Origin of the sequence: Capnocytophaga sp. H2931, assembly GCF_002302535.1 — a bacterium.
Lineage (GTDB): Bacteria > Bacteroidota > Bacteroidia > Flavobacteriales > Flavobacteriaceae > Capnocytophaga > Capnocytophaga canis.
Genome location: NZ_CP022381.1, coordinates 1,469,991 through 1,491,201 on the forward strand (window position 1 = coordinate 1,469,991; position 21,211 = coordinate 1,491,201).

At 36.2% G+C, this 21,211-nt stretch carries 14 protein-coding genes; 6 read left to right on the forward strand and 8 right to left on the reverse strand.

What is annotated here, in order from left to right; all coding sequences use genetic code 11:
* The first annotated feature begins 1,069 nt into the window (after positions 1-1,069).
* The 3 genes from CGC52_RS06215 (at position 1,070) to CGC52_RS06230 (ending at position 4,179) form a co-directional block, all read left to right on the forward strand.
* Positions 1,070-1,669, forward strand: a complete 600-nt coding sequence (locus tag CGC52_RS06215; protein WP_156129752.1) for a hypothetical protein — start codon at positions 1,070-1,072, stop codon at positions 1,667-1,669.
* 715 nt (positions 1,670-2,384) lie between these two features.
* Positions 2,385-2,561, forward strand: coding sequence for a CAL67264 family membrane protein (locus CGC52_RS06225; protein WP_182859263.1), 177 nt, complete (start codon positions 2,385-2,387; stop codon positions 2,559-2,561).
* 31 nt (positions 2,562-2,592) lie between these two features.
* Entirely contained in the window at positions 2,593-4,179 is a 1,587-nt protein-coding gene (locus CGC52_RS06230) for an NADP-dependent glyceraldehyde-3-phosphate dehydrogenase (RefSeq protein ID WP_042346839.1), read from the forward strand.
* Positions 4,180-4,296: 117 nt separating this feature from the next.
* Here the strand turns inward: CGC52_RS06230 and CGC52_RS06235 are convergent, their stop codons facing one another.
* A complete protein-coding gene (locus tag CGC52_RS06235) occupies positions 4,297-7,368 on the reverse strand; it encodes a glycoside hydrolase family 2 TIM barrel-domain containing protein (protein ID WP_095894478.1) in 3,072 nt (1,023 codons plus the stop codon).
* Between the two features lie 208 nt (positions 7,369-7,576).
* Positions 7,577-8,494: a GYDIA family GHMP kinase gene (locus CGC52_RS06240; RefSeq protein WP_095894479.1), complete on the reverse strand. Its 918-nt coding sequence runs from the start codon at positions 8,492-8,494 to the stop codon at positions 7,577-7,579.
* 144 nt (positions 8,495-8,638) lie between these two features.
* Between CGC52_RS06240 and nadE the strand changes: the two genes are divergently transcribed.
* The 3 genes from nadE (at position 8,639) to purD (ending at position 11,681) form a co-directional block, all read left to right on the forward strand.
* Entirely contained in the window at positions 8,639-9,430 is a 792-nt protein-coding gene (gene nadE, locus CGC52_RS06245) for an NAD(+) synthase (protein WP_095893772.1), read from the forward strand.
* A gap of 81 nt (positions 9,431-9,511) precedes the next feature.
* On the forward strand, positions 9,512-10,366 hold the full coding sequence (locus CGC52_RS06250) for a carboxypeptidase-like regulatory domain-containing protein (protein WP_198540554.1): 855 nt from the start codon (positions 9,512-9,514) through the stop codon (positions 10,364-10,366).
* Positions 10,367-10,409: 43 nt separating this feature from the next.
* Entirely contained in the window at positions 10,410-11,681 is a 1,272-nt protein-coding gene (purD, locus tag CGC52_RS06255) for a phosphoribosylamine--glycine ligase (RefSeq protein WP_095893774.1), read from the forward strand.
* A gap of 223 nt (positions 11,682-11,904) precedes the next feature.
* Here the strand turns inward: purD and CGC52_RS06260 are convergent, their stop codons facing one another.
* The 6 genes from CGC52_RS06260 to CGC52_RS06285 all read right to left on the reverse strand — a co-directional run bounded on the left by CGC52_RS06260 (position 11,905) and on the right by CGC52_RS06285 (position 21,163).
* A complete protein-coding gene (locus CGC52_RS06260; protein WP_095893775.1) occupies positions 11,905-12,714 on the reverse strand; it encodes an SUMF1/EgtB/PvdO family nonheme iron enzyme in 810 nt (269 codons plus the stop codon).
* Positions 12,715-12,839: 125 nt separating this feature from the next.
* The gene (locus tag CGC52_RS06265) at positions 12,840-13,355 is read right to left on the reverse strand and encodes an AAA family ATPase (protein WP_041990812.1); all 516 of its coding nucleotides are present in this window, start codon (positions 13,353-13,355) and stop codon (positions 12,840-12,842) included.
* An 11-nt stretch (positions 13,356-13,366) separates the two neighbouring features.
* Complete coding sequence (locus tag CGC52_RS06270) at positions 13,367-15,262, reverse strand: amidophosphoribosyltransferase (RefSeq protein WP_042006346.1); 1,896 nt, start codon at positions 15,260-15,262, stop codon at positions 13,367-13,369.
* A 112-nt stretch (positions 15,263-15,374) separates the two neighbouring features.
* Positions 15,375-16,301 carry a PfkB family carbohydrate kinase gene (locus CGC52_RS06275; protein ID WP_042006344.1) on the reverse strand — a complete coding sequence of 309 codons (927 nt, stop codon included), beginning with the start codon at positions 16,299-16,301 and terminating at the stop codon, positions 15,375-15,377.
* 55 nt (positions 16,302-16,356) lie between these two features.
* Positions 16,357-18,090 carry a TonB-dependent receptor gene (locus CGC52_RS06280; RefSeq protein WP_095893776.1) on the reverse strand — a complete coding sequence of 578 codons (1,734 nt, stop codon included), beginning with the start codon at positions 18,088-18,090 and terminating at the stop codon, positions 16,357-16,359.
* 79 nt (positions 18,091-18,169) lie between these two features.
* On the reverse strand, positions 18,170-21,163 hold the full coding sequence (locus CGC52_RS06285) for a tetratricopeptide repeat protein (RefSeq protein WP_095893777.1): 2,994 nt from the start codon (positions 21,161-21,163) through the stop codon (positions 18,170-18,172).
* Between the last annotated feature and the right edge of the window lie 48 nt (positions 21,164-21,211).

Sequence of the window (21,211 nt, forward strand, 5' to 3'; positions counted from 1 at the left end):
AAAATGACAAAAATTCTTTTAATAACAGACGCTTATTTTTCGTTACCTTCATAATTCTGAAAAACTTTTTCGTAAAAGTAAAAATTGCGAGATTATCGTAAAATCTCGCAATTCCATGAATAGAATTAATTATAAAAAGTAGACGAAATTAATAACACTATGGTTATCAGGTTAATAATAAATATAAGTCTAAAGCTATTATCTTTTTTTATTACTTTTATTAAACTAAAAGTAAACATAAATAAAAGAAATAAAATCAATGGAATAGTCAGTAGTTCACCGAAAAAGCTAACAGAACCAACCATTATTTCATTATTTAGTGAATGATAGTTAATTAACAGTAAAAATACAAAGTAACAAAAACAGAAAATACTTCCTGCCAAAAACCATCTTTGAGAATTTGTTTTCATATAAAAGTATGCTATAAATTAGTTATCTCACTGATTTTTTGAAGATTTGTTATTCACTTATGGAGATATATCAACAATGAGATTTTAGTATATCATATTTTTGCACTATTTTCCTATGAAGAAACTTCTCGTAGCTTAGAAATCTGTCAGAAAAACCTTTAAATGACATTTATCTTCGTATAATTTCCGCCAAGATAATGTTTTTTGCTGTAATAGGAAAATTATTTTGTAAAATGTTTTACAAAACAATAAGTAATTGATTATTAGAAATTTTAAAAAATCATAAAGTTTTGAAAATATGATAATTATATGTTGACAGGAATGCGTTACAAAAAATGGAGTACAGTTTGTCGGTGTTAAAAATATATTTATATTCGCAACGAGTTTTAAAATTATTGTTCATAAGTATTGTTACTTTTACTCTTTTTAAAACAAGAAGCAAAGATTTTGGTTTCATAAAGAAACTGCTCAAAAACCGTGTTGATATTGGTCAGCGTATACTAAGAACTACCCAAAAAATATTTTTTTTGTTTACAGTTTATAAGCATACAGAAATGGACATTTATCTTTCCTCTGGTAAGGACATAGTGAGTCAATTTAAGTTTATTATAGGAATAATTTGAGAATCTACTTCAATTACTTCTCTGAACATGTACTATATGAAAAAATCAATTACATATTTGCTTATTATATGCGGTTTTTGCCTTTCAACAGCACAAAATACCGTAGAAAATGACACTATTTTTCTTAGTGAAGTCGTGGTAACACAATTTCAAAAAGAAAAATTAAATAAAATAGCTACTAAGGGAAGAAAAAATTACAGCATAGGAAGCTATTATAATACGTTTTTTGCTAATGAAATTAAAGTAGATAAGTGTTTTATAATCAAGAAAATAGTATTCTTTATAGAAAAAATAGAGAAAAATTACGACACGAAAGCAACCTTTGAATTAGTATTTTTTTCAGTAGGAGAAAACGGATTTCCTGATAAAAAATTGCATAGTCAAACACTATTATTTGAGTCTGTTAGGAAAAATAAATTGGAAATAAATATCGAAGATTTATCACCTAAATTCTGTGAAAATTTCTTTGTTGCACTGAAAAAAACTGAAGATACAAACAAAAAGTCAACAAATTACAGGATTTTAGGACACATGAACAAACGAAAGGAAATATACCTAAATTCAGAAAATAAAGGTTGGCACAAACTCGAAGGAGGTAATTTAGCAATAGAAATTTATTATATAGAAGAGAAATAAAATTGCGAGATTATAGTAAAATCTCGCAATTTAAATTCAAAAAAACGTTTTCTTTCCGAAAATATATCTAAAATAGTAGTACACATCGGCAAAAGGTACCCAAATATAAAACGATTTGTTTGTAATATTCTTATTATAAACCAAATGAACGCGGACTTTATACTTTACGAACACAATAAAGCCTAACAAAAGTAATATTGATATTCCAAATAAAATAGGTAGTGTTTCCATAGTTAAAAATTTTATCGTACCACTTAAACATGAACACAATCAATCCTATGATTTTAATTTAATGAACTGATTTTTAGAATATTATATTTTGCACTGTTTTCCTATGAAGAAATTTCTCGTAGCTTAGAAATCTGTCAGAAAAAAACTTTAAATGACATTTATCTTCGTATCATTTTCGCTAAGATAATGTTTTTTGCTGTAATAGGAAAATAATTTTTGTAAAATGTTTTTAGAAATAATATAAATCACTGAAAATAAAAAAGTTAATTGTTTGATGTGTCTCTAAAGTTACAAAAAAAATATAATCAATATTAAAGAGAAATATAGGATAGAACTCTATGTTACTATGTGGTTTTAATCATAATAAATTCTAAAAAATATTTCAGGAGTTTAACCTAATTAAAATACCCTAAAATTAAGTTTGTTTTTTCAAAATAAAGAACGACTTTTGCAGTTGCAATCCATTAATTTTGCAGTTATGACAATGAATAAAAATACTATTTTAGGATATGCCACTTTGATTATGGTTGTTATGGGGTTGATTCTCATTGGTTTGGGGATTTTTAAATACAACGAAGTAGCAGGAATAGGTTTTGCTACTGTAGGGATAGGTTTTTTAGCCATCGCATGGGTGTTTAACTCGCTAAAAGGCAGAGTGTAATGCTTTAAATTATTAAACAGATTAATATAGAATGAAAAAATTTAGAGAAATTCCTAAAGAGTTTCGTGTCGAGCCTTTGCATCAAGATATTTATTTGGCAAATGGGGAATTACGCAAATGGGAAGGAGCCATGACAGATGTTTACTCCACCATTTCATCGACTGAAAACTATGAGCCCACATTTTTGGGGAGTGTTCCCAATATGGGAGAAGAAGAGGCTTTAGAGCTATTGTATTCATCATGCGAGGCTTACAACAAAGGGAAAGGTTTGTGGCCGACCATGAAAGTGAAAGACCGAATTCAATTTATGGAAAAATTTGTCAAGCAGATGGCAACCAAACGCGATGAGGTCGTGAAACTAATGATGTGGGAGATTGGGAAAAGTTTGGAAGATTCTCGCAAAGAGTTTGATAGGACGATACAGTATATTTACGACACTATAGAGGAATATAAAAACCTCGATCGAGATTCCTCTCGTTTTGAAAAAAGAGATGGTATTTATGCTCATATTCGTCGTGGGCCTTTGGGAGTGGTGTTTTGTTTAGGGCCTTACAACTATCCGCTGAACGAAACTTTTGCGTTGCTGATTCCTGCTGTGATTATGGGTAACACCGTTATTTTCAAACCAGCAAAACATGGAGTTTTGTTATTTGCTCCGTTGTTAGAGGCTTTCAAAAACAGTTTTCCTCGTGGAGTTATAAACATCTTGTACGGACGCGGTAGAACTGTAGCTCCGCCCATTATGCGAAGTGGTCGTGTGGATGTGTTAGCACTTATTGGAAATAGTAAAACTGCTATCGCACTACAAGATTTACACCCTAATAAAAACCGATTGCGATTAGTGTTTGGGTTGGAAGCAAAAAACCCAGGAGTAGTGTTACCTGATGCTAATTTAGAATTAGCCGTTGAAGAATGTGTGAAGGGAGCTTTGTCTTTCAATGGGCAACGTTGTACTGCTTTGAAAATCATATATGTACACAAGAAAATTAAAGATAAATTCATCAAAGAATTTTCTAAAAAAGTGGATGAGTTGGTCTATGGAAATCCTTGGGATAAAGATGTAACTCTTACTCCATTGCCTGAGAAGGAAAAACCTGCCTACATCCAAGAACTGATAGATGATGCTATTTCAAAAGGAGCTAAGATTGTTAATCAAAGAGGAGGAGAACGCTCTGAAAATTATATTTTCCCTGCAGTTTTATACCCCGTTTCAACCGATATGCGTGTGTTTTCAGAGGAACAATTCGGCCCATTAGTGCCAATCAAATCTTTTTCGCACATCAACGAAATTTTAGATGAGATTGCTAATTCAAAATACGGACAGCAAATCAGTCTTTTCGGGGAGGATGCTTATGAGCTTTCACCTTTGATTGACAATTTAGTGAATTTGGTTTGTCGTGTGAATATCAATAGTCTGTGTCAGCGAGGTCCAGATGTTTTTCCGTTTACGGGTCGTAAGGATTCTGCGGTAGGAACTTTGAGTGTTCACGATGCATTGCGTTCATTTTCAATACGTACTTTTGTAGCATCACGGGATGATGACTATAACAATAAAATTGTAGAAAATCTCCTACGAACAGGGGTTTCAAACTTTATGAACACGGATTATATTTTGTAGATTTTATTGGGTTCAATTGAAGAACACGCCGAGATGAGGCATTTGCCTCATCTCGGCGTGTTTTTAAAACATGCTACCCCAATTTGATGTTTATATCCTATAAAAAACTGAGAGTTCTTATTTTACAGGTATAATACGATAAGAATAACTGTAAGGTCTGTGTAAATAAAGCAGATACTGTGCCATTGGTAAATTACCCCAGCTGTTATCGCCTCCTACACCTAACTGCTGATAATCAACGTCTAAATGTATGTGTTGATCTTTTTCCAATTCTTCGGAATGTGTTTGTTGTTTTTCTTCTCCAGGGTAAAGTGATGCAGGACTATAGGGTAATGCATTGATATTCATGAATTTTTCTTCGCTTTGGACAAGAATTCCACTGCCATCTTTACGCAGTAATTTTGCATATCGCACTTGGGTTTTATTCCCCGATTCTTGTGGTCGTACATACGGGTGGTATTGTTCGTCGATACTTCCTTTGTAAAGTCCTACAAAAGCCGAGGTCTGACGATCTTCATAGCTTTCCCAAGGTCCTCGTCCGTACCATTCGAGATTTGTAAAATCTTTTGAAAGAGTAACGTGGTTTCCTATTTTGAAAGTTAATCTGTCGCTTTCCTTCAAAGGAACAAATGTATTTTCTACTAAAACGCTTCCTTTTCCGTCAAAAGTCAATGTTTGAGTGAATTTAATGCTGTTTTCTATCAAAAATTTATGTATTTTCACTTGCTTTTGTCCATTTTCAGCGTCCGAAAGCGTTATTTTTTCAATTTTTGCATCTTTATCAGCATATCTTAAGTCTTTTAACTTTTTTTGTAAACCAGCTCCAAAATCATTGTCAGTAGCTGGTCGCCAGAGGTTTAGGTAAAGCCCTTCCCCTGAAATGTTTTCTTTTCCATTAGTTTGGTGATATACCAATCTTCCTTTTTCTTTAGAAATGGTTGCTTTGAAATTTCTGTTTGATAGTGTTATTTCTTTGTCTGTTTGTTCGGTAGTGATGATGTTATTATCTACTTGATATACAGGTTTTTTGTAGGTGTTTAATGGAAATTCGGCAAAAGCCAATGAGGTGTTGGCAGTTAAAATACCTTCATCAGATTTCAATTTAGCTTCGATCTGCAAGTAGTATTCATTCTCTGGGTCATTTTTTACGATTTCGGATGCTAATCTGTTAATTTCCTGTGTGTTTTTCCCTTTTTTTGTCAATTTTTCTCTGATTACCAACGGGAAAACTCCTTTTTGTCGTGGTAGTACGTTAATGTTATCTAATTTGCCTTGGTTTATAGGAGTTCCATTTCTTAAAAGAGTCCAGCTGAATTCGAAGTTCGATAAATCACGGAAAAAATATTTGTTTTGAACCATTAATTTATCTTTTTCAAAGGAAAATCCAATTTCCTGGTACACCTTTCTGACCTCATAACTATGAGGATGAAAGGTTCTGTCCGATGCGATTACTCCATTAATCAAGAAGTTATTGTCGCTGGGTGTGTTTTTATCACCAAAGTCGCCGCCATATGCCAAGATGGTTTTTCCTGAAGCATTTTTCTTGTAAATACCTTGATCCATCCAATCCCAGATATAGCCACCTTGCAAACCGGGATAGCTCTCAAAAACATCCCAATATTCTTTAAAATTCCCAATACTGTTACCCATTGCGTGAGCGTATTCGCAGAGTAGAAATGGTTTTTTTGGGTGAGACAAACCGTAGTCAATCAGGAATGGGATACGACGATACATTCGTGATTCTATGTCAGTATTCCAATCATAGTGAGCTAGTTCGTGGTGTATAGGTCTTTGAGGATCAAGAGCTTTTAGCATTTTATAAGCTTGGTAGAAATTCCAACCGTTCCCTGCCTCGTTGCCTAAACTCCAAATAATAATGCTTGGGTGGTTTTTGTCTCGTTGATACATTCGCATAATTCGCTGTTTATGAGCTTCTTCCCATGCGGTGTTAGTGGCAAGTGTTCGTTCTGGTTTGTAACCCATACCATGGCTTTCTACGTTGGCTTCGTCCATCACATAAAGCCCGTATTTATCACATAATTCATAGAAATAAGGGTCGTTAGGATAGTGTGAAGTACGTACACTGTTGACATTCAATTGCTTCATCAGTAGGATGTCTTTTTCCATACTTTCTCGACTGATAACCTGTCCTGTTACAGGATCGGTATCGTGACGATTTACTCCTTTGATGAATATTCGTTTTCCATTCACCAGTAAGTCGCTACCTTTGATTTCGATACTTCTAAATCCGATGTGCATACTTACTGCTTCGCTGATTTGATTTTTATCGTCCCTAAGTAGAACTTCCAAGCGGTACAAGTTTGGTATTTCGGCACTCCATTGCTTTACCAGAGGTAAGTTAGCTGAAAAGTAAAGCTCTGTTTTGCTGTTTTTTCGTTGAATTTGGGTAATGTTTTTAGTTTCTTGCCATATTTTTTGGTTTTTATCGTCGAAAATAGCAGTTTCTAACTGATAATTACCTTTGTTTTCATCAGTTTCATTCCAAATTTGTACTAGCAAATCCAATTTTCCGTCGGTATATCCATTCGAAAGTCCTGTTTTAGCGTCAATATCGTAGAGATGTACTTTCGGACGTGCATACACATAGCAATCGCGAGTGATACCTGAAAGTCGCCACATGTCCTGAGCTTCTAAAAAACTTCCATCTGTCCATCGGCGAACTTCCATCGAAATTTGATTTTTCCCCGCTGAAACGTAGTCAGTTATGTCGAACTCTGAAGCTAATTTACTGTCTTTACCTACACCTACAAATTTCCCATTTACATATAATTTGAAAGCTGATTTTACAGCTCCTAGGTGAAGATAAACCTTTTCATTTTTCCAATCCGAAGGTATTGAAAATTCTTTACGATAAAGTCCCGCAGGTTGATTGATTCCATCTGGGACATCTGGTGGATTTGGGTTTTTTATTGCAAATTCGAACTTTTCATTTACATAAATTGCTGTTCCATAGCCGTTCAATTCCCAAACGGAAGGCACTTGTATTTTGTCCCAAGAACTGTCGTTGTAATCGGTTTTAAAGAAGTCCGTTGGTAATTGTTTGTAATCTTCTTTCCAAAGGAAATTCCATTTCCCGTTCAGGTCAATGTATCGATTAGAGGCTTTGTAGTTTTTCTTTTCAGCCTTTTCTGAGGATTCAAAAGGCAGGTAGTGACTACGCATGGGCATACGGTTAATTTCCTGAACCGCTGGATTTTCAAAAATAGGGTCTAAAAAGGGTTGGTCTTGTGCATGTAAGTTTGCTGAAAAGCAGGATAACAACAAAGTCGATGCAAAAAATTTTACAACTGTGGTCATAAGTATTTATGGTATTGGTTATATTATTCTGTTGATTTTTAAGGTTTTCTATGTCAAATCATGAAAATGTATTTGTTGTTTAAGGTTCTATATATACCATTTCTTGAAACGGAACTACTGTTGAAAATCCTTTTTTGTGGAAATAATCGAATACGTAGTTTCGTTCGCCCACGGCCAAGACAAAATCCCCTCCCCATGCTCCTAAACTTTTGATACTTCCTGAAAAATCTCGAAAAAGAGTTTCTTTGACCGTGGGGATTTTGAGAAAATCGGCTATTATTTGCTCGTGATTATCAATCAATTGGCAAAAATCGGATAGGGAAGTCACTCGGACAATGTCTTCTGTAATTTCAGTGATGCGACTTACCAAGTTTTTCTTACTTCGTTTGATGGATTTATATAGGGCGATACCTTCCTTACTATTTTGTTTCTTATTCAAATATACGAAAAACAACTGGTCGGTCTGTGGCAGTAAAAATTGTAACGGATAGGCGCTGGGGCGATTTTCCGTCAGTTTGTACAGTATGGGGGTTTTATGCATGGCACAAGCGATGTCATAGCCACTGCCTCCAAAACTTTTGAATAACAACTCAAATGGGTTTACTCCTGCCCATTGAGCGATATTGTTAATTAAGGTGGAAGAAGTACCTAAGCCCCATTCTCGCTCAAACTCTAAATGAGTTTCTATTTGACAGTGAATTAGTTGAGTAGCGAATGTAGGATTCAGCTCCACGGCCGTATTTAAGATATTTAGCAAAGTTTTGGCGGTTGTTGAAAGTGTTGTATTTTGTTTAAAATCATCGAAAGTCAATTCATGGTGTTCAAACCATACTTTTTTATGAAAGTCAAAACTTTTCCACGAAAATCCTTGATTTGTTTCCGAAATACATAAGGATTGTCCCAAACGCGTAGGGAAAGCTAAACTCAACGCTCCATCCAAAACGGCATATTCTCCTGTGAGTAATAGTTTGCCTCTACTGTGAAAAAATTTTGTCATATCTTGTCGCTGAATATTTTTTTCGTACATTTGTTTCTTGTGTTGCAAAGGTAAAAAATATTACGCACAAATGTCTATTTTTTCGATAAGATAGGTCAAACATGCGTTTAAATTTGCGAACATTCGAGGTTAAAAACATAAAAAATGAATACAGAAAAAGTCACTAAACATATTGTACACTGGTTAAAGACCTATGTCGAAAATGCCAAAGTAAAAGGCTTCGTCATCGGAATTTCTGGGGGCATTGATTCAGCGGTGGTTTCCACACTTTGTGCCGAGACGGGCGTGCCGACACTTTGCTTGGAATTGCCAATACATCAGGCAGAAAATCACGTGAGTAGAGCTAAAGAACATATCGCTTTTTTGAAAGAAAAATACAGTAACATCACTGATTTGCAAGTAGATTTGACACCTGTTTTTGAGCAGTTTGTAAAACAAATTCCCACCACCGACCAACATTCCTATGAAATGGCATTGGCAAACACACGTTCTCGACTTCGGATGACTACGTTGTATTATTTTGCAGGTTTGGACGGACGCTTGGTTGTTGGGACAGGTAATAAAATTGAAGATTTTGGAGTAGGATTTTTTACGAAATATGGCGATGGGGGAGTAGATATTAGTCCTATTGCCGATTTGATGAAGAGTGAAGTCTATCAGTTGGCGCGTTATTTAGGTGTTCCTGAATCCATTGTAATGGCGAAACCTTCCGACGGGCTTTTTGGCGATGACCGAAGCGATGAAGACCAACTCAAAGCGAATTATGACGAACTCGAATGGGCGATGTTGCAACACGAAAACGGCAAAACTGCCAATGATTTTTCAGACAGACAAAAAGAGGTTTTCGAGATTTATCAACGGCTCAACCGAGCTAATCAGCATAAAATGAATCCGATACCTATTTGTAAAGTTGAGAATAGCGTGAAAAAGGGTTAGATTAGAAGTATATTGAAGAATACAGTCGTTTTTTCTGAAGAATAAATGAGAATTATATTGTTATTTATCATAAGTTTTTCGATGTATAGCCAAACATTGGAAGGCTTTGTTATTGATTCTCTGACCCAAGAACCGCTTCCGTATGCAAATATTTCTTTTTTGGATAGAAATATTGGAGTTTCAGCAGATGAAAATGGATTTTTTAAGTTGGATATATCAAAAAAAGAGTCTGAAAGTGTATTAATATCGTTTGTAGGTTATGAAAGTAAGGTTGTTTCATTAGAAAAATATGTTGAAAACAGAAAATATACGCAAAAAATAAACTTATTGCCTACAACCGAAGTTTTAGAAGAGGTCGTTTTGGTAGAAAAACAATTGCAAAAGGCAAAAAAAACGGATGTAGGGACGTTCCATAAAAAGGATGTTTTTCTGAATTCTGTTCCATTCGGATATGAAAAAGCGGTTTTTATTGAGAATAAAACACGAAAAACGGGACAAATAACCGCTGTTATGCTCTATTTTAAGTCAGAAACGAACGAGCTTTATGAACAACTTGAAGCCTTTTTCAGATTGAATTTTTACAACGTGGACGACAGAGGTTTTCCAAAAGAAACGCTTTCAAAGGAGTTGTTTTTGATAAAACCTGGCGTAAAACAGCAAAAAATTAGGGTAGATTTATCAAATTATGGATTACCTTTTCCGGAAAAAGGGATTTTTGTTGGAGTAGAAGTGATTAATCCGACAGAAAAACAACCAAAAGGGAGTTTGTACGTGACAAAGCCGAGTTTAGTCCATACGCATACGGATAAAAACATCGTAATAACACGATTTCGAGGTAAGGAATGGTATAAAAATAGTAAAAAATCGACTTTTAAAAAGGAATATTACGCCGTTCCGAGAGTGAAAATGGAAGTTTTATTGCCAAATCGTGAATGATACAAATTTATGTGTGAAACAAAAATAATAAAAACATATAGAAATGAACATATTAATATTAGGTTCGGGTGGACGTGAACACGCTTTTGCCTTGAAAATTAGTCAAAGTCAACTTTGTGAGAATTTGTACGTAGCTCCGGGCAATGGTGGAACGCATCAAGTGGCTACCAACGTGAGTATTTCTCCTACTGATTTTCAATCGGTTAAGAAATTTGTTTTGGACAATCAGATTACTATGCTTGTGGTAGGCCCCGAAGATCCTTTGGTACACGGAGTGTATGATTTCTTCAAAAATGACTCTGATTTACAGCATGTCCAAGTAGTAGGGCCTTCAAAGGAAGGAGCAAAACTCGAAGGTAGCAAGGAGTTTGCCAAACAATTTATGCAACGTCACGGCATACCTACGGCAAAATATGAAAGTTTTACAAAAGAAACTGTTGAACGGGGTTGCCAATTCCTATCCACGATGCAACCTCCCTATGTTTTGAAAGCTGATGGACTGGCAGCAGGAAAAGGGGTGTTGATTATCAATGATTTGTCTCAGGCACAATCTGAATTGAGAAATATGTTACTGAACGAAAAGTTTGGAAGTGCAAGTCAAAAGGTGGTTGTGGAAGAGTTTTTGGATGGTATCGAATTGAGTTGTTTTGTACTGACTGACGGTAAAAATTACAAAATTTTACCTACAGCTAAGGATTACAAACGAATAGGGGAGAATGACCAAGGACTTAACACAGGAGGTATGGGAGCTGTTTCGCCTGTGCCGTTTGCAGATTCGGATTTTATGCAAAAGATTGAGGAACGCATTGTTCAACCGACAATCGCAGGGCTCAAAAAAGATTCCATTGAATATCAAGGATTTGTGTTTATAGGATTAATAAAAGTTAAGGGAGAACCTTATGTGATTGAGTACAACGTACGCATGGGCGACCCTGAAACAGAAGTCGTACTACCTCGTATTGAAAGTGATTTAGTAGCTGTTTTTCAGTCCCTTAAAAGTCAAACATTGGATGAAGTAACCCTGCAAATCACTCCAGAAAGTGCTACTACAGTGATGATGGTCTCTGGAGGATATCCCGAAGACTATGAAAAAGGAAAGATCATTACAGGCGTAGAAAACGTTTCAGGAAGTATCGTTTTTCACGCAGGAACAGCACGTAAGGGTGATGATTTAGTGACTTCAGGAGGTCGCGTACTGGCGGTGACATCTTTCGGAAAAGATTTTAAAGAAGCCTTAAAAAAATCATATGAGAATATCGAAAAAATTCATTTCGATAAGATGTATTTCAGAAAAGATATAGGGTTTGATTTGTAAATAATCGATTGTATATCACTTTAAATGTAACACAAGAGAAATGAGACTATCCGAAGAGTTTGGTTTTTAGCAATACTACATTGAAAACCAACTTTTTCAGGTGGTCTCTTATTCTTTTCTTTCCTTTTTCATTTAGATTTAACAGAACTAAAATTGTTGATAAAAATTGATTTTCAGTAATTTGTGATATTTTACAAACAGAATATGCCAAAAAATACTTGAGTTACATAAAAACCACCCGAAAACCAACGAAGATTTGCCCCAATGCATTGCGATTATCTCTTCTTGCTATGCGTATATTCATTTTTTGCTGATTGTAATGCCCTCCACGTGTAACTTTATCCTCTGGATACGAGTGGTTGCTTGGTGTCTTACTCATTATTGCCATAAAAAACGCACTGAAAACTGAAGGTTTTTCTTTTTTCTCTTCTGTATTCCCGAGTTTATAGTCATACGACGTGAAATCATCTTCGCACCACTCTGAAACATTGCCATTCATATCATAAATACCGAGTTCATTAGGTTTTTTCTTACCAACTGGCTGAAGATAATCTGTATTTTGCCGATGCCAAGCTACTTCATCAAGCGTATTACTCCCCGCATAAGTGTACTTTTGAGTTTTACTTCCTCCACGAGCTGCATATTCCCATTGTTCTTCCGTAGGTAATTTGCCTCCAACCCATTGAGCGTACGCATTTGCTCCGTACCACGATACCAATACCACAGGATGCTGTTCATATCCCTTTTTGGCGATGTACTTGCCGTTTACTTTTTCAATCTGGCTCCAACCTTCTTTTAGTTCTATGTAAGGAATGTCGCCATTCATCTGATTGCCTTTTGCATTTAGGAATTCGGCATATTGTGCATTAGTGATTTCGTATTTGCTTATCTTAAAAGTTTGTAAAAATACCTTATGTTGCGGATGCTCAATGGTTTCTCCTTCCGATTTTGGGCTTCCCATCAGGAAAAAACCTCCTTCTACTAAGACCTTATCCTTTTCTGGGTAAGTTTCTTTTATTTGTGCTTTTGTCATTGTCGCAAATGAAACAAGAAAAATAAAAAATGCTTTGTGATACATAAATTATTATCGGTTTTTTACAGAAAATAATTACTTCTTTATAAAAAAGTAGAAAGGACAAGTTAGTTCTTGCCCTTTAATTATTTTTCCAAAATTAGTTCTATTTTTGAAAATAGTTCCCTGACACATTCTTCTATGGTTTTATGCGAAGTATCAATCTGTATTCTATTTTCAGTCCAATTTTCGTAATGATATTCTGATATAGCTTCCCAATTGGGTAATTTCAAATTTTCTATTTCAGATATTCGATTAAAAACTCGCCTATGGTGTTCCTCTTTATCTGAACACACAATTTCAATGTTAATTAGAAAAGAATTTGTGTTATGAGCTATATTTTTCCATTCATCACGAGTTAAGGTGATTGGGTTGCAACAATCAGCAACTACATTCATTCCCAATAGTAAATTGTCTTTGGCGATTCGATATGCCATTCGATATCCTTCTCCTTCTACATTAACATTACACAAGTCACGAAGCCCTTGCTCAATGGTATCTATACGAAGATACACTGCAATAAATTTTGATACTATCCATTTGGAGAGTGTTGATTTTCCAGAAGCAGGAAGTCCTGAAAAGACAAATAAAATAGGACGCATAACTCACCAAATTAGTACGCTCTATCTTTCTTTCCTTCGTAATAGTTGATAAAAGCTCGGTTCACTACCCTATTTCCGCCGTTGGTAGGATAATCGCCTGTGAAATACCAATCGCCCAAGTTCTGCGGACAAGCTTGGTGTAGATTTTCAACGCTTTGGAAAAGTATTTCTACCTCTGGCATAAAGTTATCAGGTAATAGCATCTGTGTGATTTTTCGAGTAATTTCTTCATCGGTAAATGGTGCATAAATTTCTTTTACATGATTAATTACCTTATCGTCACTCAAATTTACTTGGGAAATACATTTCTTATACGTCTCATCAACAATGTTGTATGTTCCTCGTTCGCGATGTAGTGCTAACGCAGCCTCAAAAGCAATCAATTCTTCCATACGAGCCATGTCAATTCCGTAACAATCGGGATAACGAATTTGAGGAGCGGAGGAAACTACCACGATTTTCTTTGGATGTAGGCGACCAAGTATACTCAAAATGCTCTTTTTTAGAGTTGTTCCACGTACGATACTATCATCAACAATAACTAGATTATCTCCTTTTTCTACCGAACCGTAGGTGATGTCATAGACGTGAGCCACTAAATCATCACGCGAACTATCCTCAGTGATGAATGTGCGCAGCTTAGCATCTTTGATAGCGACTTTTTCCTTACGGATTTTTTCAGAAAGGATTTCATTCAATCGCTCGGGAGTTATGTTTTTCTCTGCTAAAATGAGTTGTTGTTTCAGTTGGTTGAGGTAGGTGTTAGCTTCTTCCACCAATCCTAAATAAGAGGTTTCTGCCGTATTGGGAATGTAGGCAAATACGGTGTTTTTCAAGTCATTATCAATTGATTTTAAAACATCAGGCAGTAATAAAGCTCCTAATTTCTTACGTTCTCGATAAATTTCCTTGTCGCTTCCTCGTGAGAAATAAATCCGCTCAAACGAACATGCTTTTCGTTCCAACGGTTCTACGATTTGCTCAATACTGAGGTCTCCATTTTTTTTGATAATAATTCCTGAGCCTGGTTCAAGTTCGTGGATTTGTTCGAATTCCAAATTAAAGGCCGTCTGAATTACAGGTCGTTCCGAAGCTATAACTACAACCTCTTCATCTTTATAATAGTATGCTGGACGGATACCTGCCGGGTCACGAACCACAAACGCATCACCGTGTCCGAGAATTCCTGCCATTGCATATCCGCCATCCCATCGCCGTGCTGATTTTCGCAAGATTTTCGCCACGTCCAGTTCCTCAGCAATGCGTTTGGAGGCTTCTATCTTTGAAAGTCCTTCGTCCTTAAATTTACGGTAAAGATTTTCTACTTCGGTGTCCAAAAAATGTCCGATACGCTCCATAACCGTAACGGTATCAGTGTTTTCTTTCGGATGTTGACCGAGTTCTACCAAACGTTGAAAGAGTTCTTTGGCGTTGGTCATGTTGAAATTTCCTGCCACAATCAAGTTGCGCGATTGCCAGTTGTTTTGTCTTAAAAATGGGTGTACACTCTCTATGCTGTTCTTCCCGAAAGTTCCGTACCGAACGTGTCCTAAATAAATCTCACCCAGATAAGGCAACATGCGACGTTGTTCCTGTACATCGTTTTTTAGTTCTGGATATTCTTTTAGCAAATTACTAATCCGAGTGTTAATTTGCTTGAAGATGTCTTGAATCGGTTGTGATTCGTTTGACCGTACTCGACTGATGTAGCGTTCACCTGCCTGCATGTCAAATTTGACACTCGCCAAACCCGCTCCATCCTGTCCGCGATTGTGTTGTTTTTCCATCAACAGGTACATTTTGTTGATAGCATAAAAAAGGGTTCCGTACTTTTCTTTGTAGTACTCTAAAGGTTTTAGCAGTCGCACCATCGCGATACCGCATTCGTGTTTTAAATTGTCACTCATTGTCTTTTTCTCCTATCCCTCTAAATAAGAAAGTTTTTTGTTTTGAAATTGTCGGGCAAAAATACAAAAAAGAAAGCAAATCACACATCTGCTTTCTTTTGTAATGTTATTTTTATGGTGTATCTATCTCAAATTTTGTCAGTTCTTTAAACTGTAGTAAACGTTGTGAGAATTCATTTTTGCTTAGGTTGAGAACTCGTTCAGTACCAAATTTTTCCACGCAGAACGAGGCCAAAACAGCACCGTAGACGATGGCGTTTTTGATGCTTTCGAAAGAATAATCTTCAGCGTTAGTCAAAAAGCCAACCATTCCACCAGCAAACGTGTCACCTGCACCTGTGGGGTCAAAGACTTCTTCCAAAGGTAGGGCAGGAGCAAAAAACACTTTGTCTTGGTGAAACAATAATGCCCCGTGTTCTCCTTTTTTGATAACTACATATTTGACTCCCATTTTCATAATCCGTTGTGCAGCTTTTACCAACGAGTATTCTCCCGTAAGCTGACGTGCTTCTTGGTCGTTGATGGTAATCAGGTCTACCTTTTGGATAACTTCCATCAGTAAATCCCATGTGTGAATCATCCAATAGTCCATTGTGTCAAGAACCACCAAACTTGGTTTCTGCTGCATCTGTTCCAACACATCCAATTGAATCCTTGGGTGCAAATTCCCTAACATCAGCACATCTGCTTTTTTATATTCTTCAGGAACTACAGGCTTAAAATCAGCAAGAACGTTCAGTTGGGTTTCGAGTGTATCACGTTTGTTCATATCATGATGATATTTACCTCTCCAAAAGAATGATTTGCCTCCTTTAACAATTTCAATACCTGAAGTTTTGATGTTTCTATCGCTAAGAAGTTGTAAATATTCGGAAGGATAATCTTCACCTACAATTGAAACGACCGCCGATTCTCCACAACAGTGCGATGCTGCCAAAGCAATATAGTTTGCAGCACCTCCCATAATACAGTCTGTTTTTCCGAAAGGCATTTCAATTGCATCAAAGGCTACGGTTCCAACGATTAAAAGTTTTCCCATTATAAATCAGATATGAACAAAAAACTATAAAATATTTTATCCTATAATGAAAGTATTATTTTTTCTTTAAGCTAAACAAATAACGTAGTCCTGCATAGGCTTGTATACCTTGAACAGGGTAATACGCCCATTGGTTGTAGTTGTTTGATAATAAATTGTTTACTTTAGCAAAAAGCATAAATTGTTTGTTGATCGTATAATCAACGTGGAAGTTGAGGTCGAAATATCCATCAACAGTTAAAGTTTGGGTGGAGTAGTTTAAGTCATACCGATTCCCTACATAAAAAGCATCTACTCCTGTAAAGAGGTTTTCTATGATTTTAACATCCGTAAACAACGATGCTTTGGTTTCTGGTAAGTTCCATACCTGAGTTTGGATGTCGGGTGTGAAGCGGTTGTATTGAGCTTCAAAATCAAAGAAAAATCGTTCTGCGATGCTACCCTCCATACCTGCTGTTAGGTTGAACATATTGACTTTGTCATAGACCAAACTGAAAGCATTATTATGTTGATATCCAAGGTTTCCTGTTTCTCTGTGGGTTATGAACATTGGCAAGTTCTCACATTGCTTGTAACCGGCTTTAATTTTGTAGTACAATCCTGTACCCACCTCTCCCTTGACTCCTCCGAAAGCATCAATGCCAATATTTGTAGGTGTAATACGCTGTATTGGGGCTAAAAAAGGATTGTTTTTAGAAAGTTTCTGAAAGGTATTTTGCTGTATCATCCCACGAACACCTCCGTGAAAAATAGTATTCCCTTCCAAAAGTTTATACGAAATTTCTACGTCGGGGTAAGCCTTGAATCGACTTTCATTGGTTTGATTTCCTCCCAAATAAGCTATAGCAAGTCCGACTTTCAAATCCAGGTTATCCATGGTTAAATTATACGATGGATTAGCACCAAAAATTAACCATTTATTTTCAATTGCACTTGGAGTAAGAGCGGTAGCCCGATTGAATTTACTATTGTAGTAATCCAATAAGACTCCAAAATGGATTTTTTGTTCTTCACTGCTGATAGGTAGCTCAAAAGAAGGTGATGTTTTCACGTTTATTTCGCTAGTGTCAAACGCATCTGATAATCCACTAAACTCAAAATCAAGTCCTTTAAAGTATGGGTTTGCGAGTTTTATGTAAGCATTTACACCATAATCGATATAGGTTTGCTTTAATCCGGTAAGGGCTTTCAGCAGTTCTTCGGAAGCGTAGAATCCTTTTTGGATTCCGTACCAATTGTTCGATCTTCTCCCGAAATCGGCAGCTATACCGAAGTTGTAATCACTATTCAAAAAGTCGTATCGCAATTGAGCTGTTGTTTTCGCATAGTTGTTATCTGGAATCACTCCTTTTATGTCACCATTGGAAGACAGATGTTCAGCTATGAAAGCCAAATTACTTTCGTTATTTACGGGTAAGGTTATGGACGCATCACCATATAACGTGTTTGCATTTCCAAAAGCTCCTCCTATGTATGAATCCAAGTAACGTTCTCTTTTTATGTTGGTTCTCATGGCACTTGCCTTTCCCTTTTCAGGTACGAAAGTTGATGCCACAGGTACAGAGTAAATAGAATAATTGATTTGTCGTTTAGCTATTGACAACGAATCGGCTTTGAGATTAGCATCTTCACGTTTTTTGTAAGCATCGGCAATCGAGGCTGTGTAGGAACGAACTACGTCTACTACTTTGGTGCTTAAACTGTCACGTTTAGTTTGACCCGTAACTATTCCAAAAGTTGATAACGCAATTATCAATAGGGATTTACGGTAGGATATATGTTTATTCATTGTTCTTTTTTTTAGAAATATACCATTAATATATTTTGTTTTTGTTCACTTGGCTTTGAATTGTCTTCAAACAAATCAATTACATTTTCACAGAAGAATTACTCTTCGCCGCTTCTGCCTTCACTACAGCCAATTCTTTTTTAGCTTCTGCAACCACTTCGGGGTAATCCTTGAAATTATTTATCACGTTCTCAAGGATATAAGTGGCTTGATAGGAGTCTTTCAGTCCGTAGTAGTTCTTTGCCATTACTACCAACCCTTTGGAAGCGAATTCTTTATGTCCTCCGTATTCTTTTGCCAACTGTTGTACTACGTCGTTCGATTCTTTGAACTTGCCGTCTTTATGTTTGAAGTAAGCGTCATAGTACATAGCTTCGGCAGCCAAACTTCCTGTAGCAGTTTTTGCTACTTCTTGGTATGCTTTGCGAGCCTCTGCCTCATTTTCTGTTTTGATGTAGGAGCGTGCTAAAACGCTGTAAGCGTCGTTTTTAATGCGTGTGTCGACCGATTTTTCGGCTAATACCTTTTGAGCATACTGGATAGCGTTGCTGTACAATTTTTCGGTATAGCAAACTCGCATTAAGTTTGATTGTGCATAGACCTTATTCTGTGCGATGGTGGCTGTTTTTTCCAACTGCTCCAAATGAGGTTTTGCTTTCAGATAGCTCCCCGCATCCAACAAAATCTGTGTTAATCGCACTAATGACTGTTCTGAATATTCTTCTGAACCACTGTTGATTACGTTTTCGTATAAAGTTACAGCTTTTGATTTTTGGTTTGAAGCGTTGTAAAGTTGTGCTAAATGGAATTGAGCGTTTGTAATCCGCATTCCGTTAGGGAATTCTTTGATGTATTTTTCAAATCCTGCAATAGCTTCTTTTTCATTTTGTTGAATGTGTTGTCGTTCGGCAGCTTCATAGGTGGCATTTTCTAACTCCAAATCTGACACTTCAACATAGCCTAAACTTTTTGCCCAAGAAGCGTATTCGTTCACTTGTCCCATGTCCATATAAATTTGTTTTGCAGATGCAATGGATTGAATTGCTTCGTTTGAGTTTGGATATTGTTTTGCGATGTCTTTAAAAAGTTGCAACGCTTTTTGATTTTCATTTTTGTTGTAGTAAACCAATCCTTCGCGAAGCATGGCACGAGGAACTAAATTACTATTCTTGTATTCGGTTTGTACCTGTTTGTAGAGTTTTGTACCTTTTTCGGAATTTCCTGCGGACACATAACTGTTTCCTAATTCGAATAACGCGTTTGGGCGTAGATTTGAGTTGCGATATGTTTTCACGAACTTTTCTAAGTCTTCAATTTTGCGTTGTGGTCTGTCCACAAATCCGTAGCTCATAGCTTTTTGATAGGCGGCATAATCCTCGTCGGCTGATTTTAAGTCAATTAATTTATTGTAACGTTCCATGGCAGGCCAATATTTTCCCTGTACGAAATAAGAGTCTGCTAAACGCAATAAAGCATCGTTTGTCCAAGAATTTGCTTTCGGATTTTGTTTCAAATATGCCTCAAAATTATCTACAGCTCCTCCGTAATTTTTTAAATTAAAATCACTGTACGCCAAGCTGTAATGAATATTTTTGTATTCATAGGTTGATTTTGCATTCGGATGGTTGATAAATTCGGTGTAATATTTTTTAGAACTTTCAAAATCATGTAGTTGATAAGCCGATTCACCACTCCAAAACAGAGCACGAGCCGATAGTTTAGGGTCGCCACCAACGGCCTTTTGTAAAAACATCAATGCTTCGGCGTATTGCAATTCATTAAATAGTTCTAACCCTCGGTAGAAGGCTACTTTTTTGTAAATCTGTTGATCTTTTGGGTCATTTGATTTTTCTAAAAGATTAATCGCAGCTTGGTAGCTACGCGAAGAAATGTACGAATCCACCAACAAAGCTTGGATTTCTTGCTGATTGTCGTTTGGATAATTTTTGGAATAGTCCAACAACACACCAGGCACACTTTCGTATGGGTTTCCAATATCATAACTCAAACGAGCGTAGTTCAGATGAGCATCCTTTTGAATTTGTGGCTCATAGTTCATCTGATATGCATTGCGAAAAGCGTTCAAAGCCTGTGGTTTCTGTCCTGTTTTCAGATAGCATTCCGCTAAATGATAGTAAGCATTTTGTGCTACGGCATCGCGTCCGTCAATGATTTTGTTGAACTGGTCGATGGCATTGGCATAGTCTTTATTTTTGTAGTAAGCATATCCTAAATAATAATAATCAGTATTTGAGAACTTTCCTCTTTTTCCTTTGTATTCCTTCAAATACGGGATAGCTTCATCGTATTTTCCTAAATTGAAATAACTTTCCCCAATGATTTTGTTGATTTCCGATAAGTCTTGTGCGTTTTTAGTTTTGGATTTTTGCTTTAAACCTTCGTCTATAGCCTCTTGGAAAAGCCCTTGCTTAAAGTTCATATTTGCTTGAAAATATGACACACTTGGGTCGTCTTGTACTTGACTGAAGTAAGTAGATGCTTTTTCATAATCATCGGAGTCGTAAGCGATATATCCTAAATAGTAGTTAGCATCCGTGCTGTAGTCGGGATGATTTTTTACAAAGTTGAAATATTTTTCCGATTCTGCCTTTTTGTTCGTAGCAAACAAAGCATATCCTTTTTGGAAGTAATATTTGGAGCGTTCACTTTTGCTGATGCCACTTTCTTTGACCTGATCATACCATTTTAGAGCTTCTTTGTAGTTTCCTTGTTGAAAATAAAGATCGGCCATACGTAAAAAGGCTCCTGAAGCCAATGGTGATTCGGGATGTTCTTCAATAAAATTTCGCATTAAGGATTCTGCTCCTGGCTCTCCTAAAATGACAGCAATTGAAGCTACGTAAAACTTTGATTTTGTCCGTAAATCACTATCAGTAGTTTCAGCGATTTCTTTTAGAAACAAATGCTGAGCAGGTTTGTACAAATTTCGGTTGTACAAAAACATTGCTTTTTCAAAATTTACCAACGAATTGGTATGTGTTTCAGTGCTTTGAGCCATCAAAAACGGGCAAAAAACACTTAAAAGAATAGTAACAAAAAATGCTCTTATCATAAAAAAAGTTTTAATGGACAAACTTACGTATTTTTACCGAACTAAAAA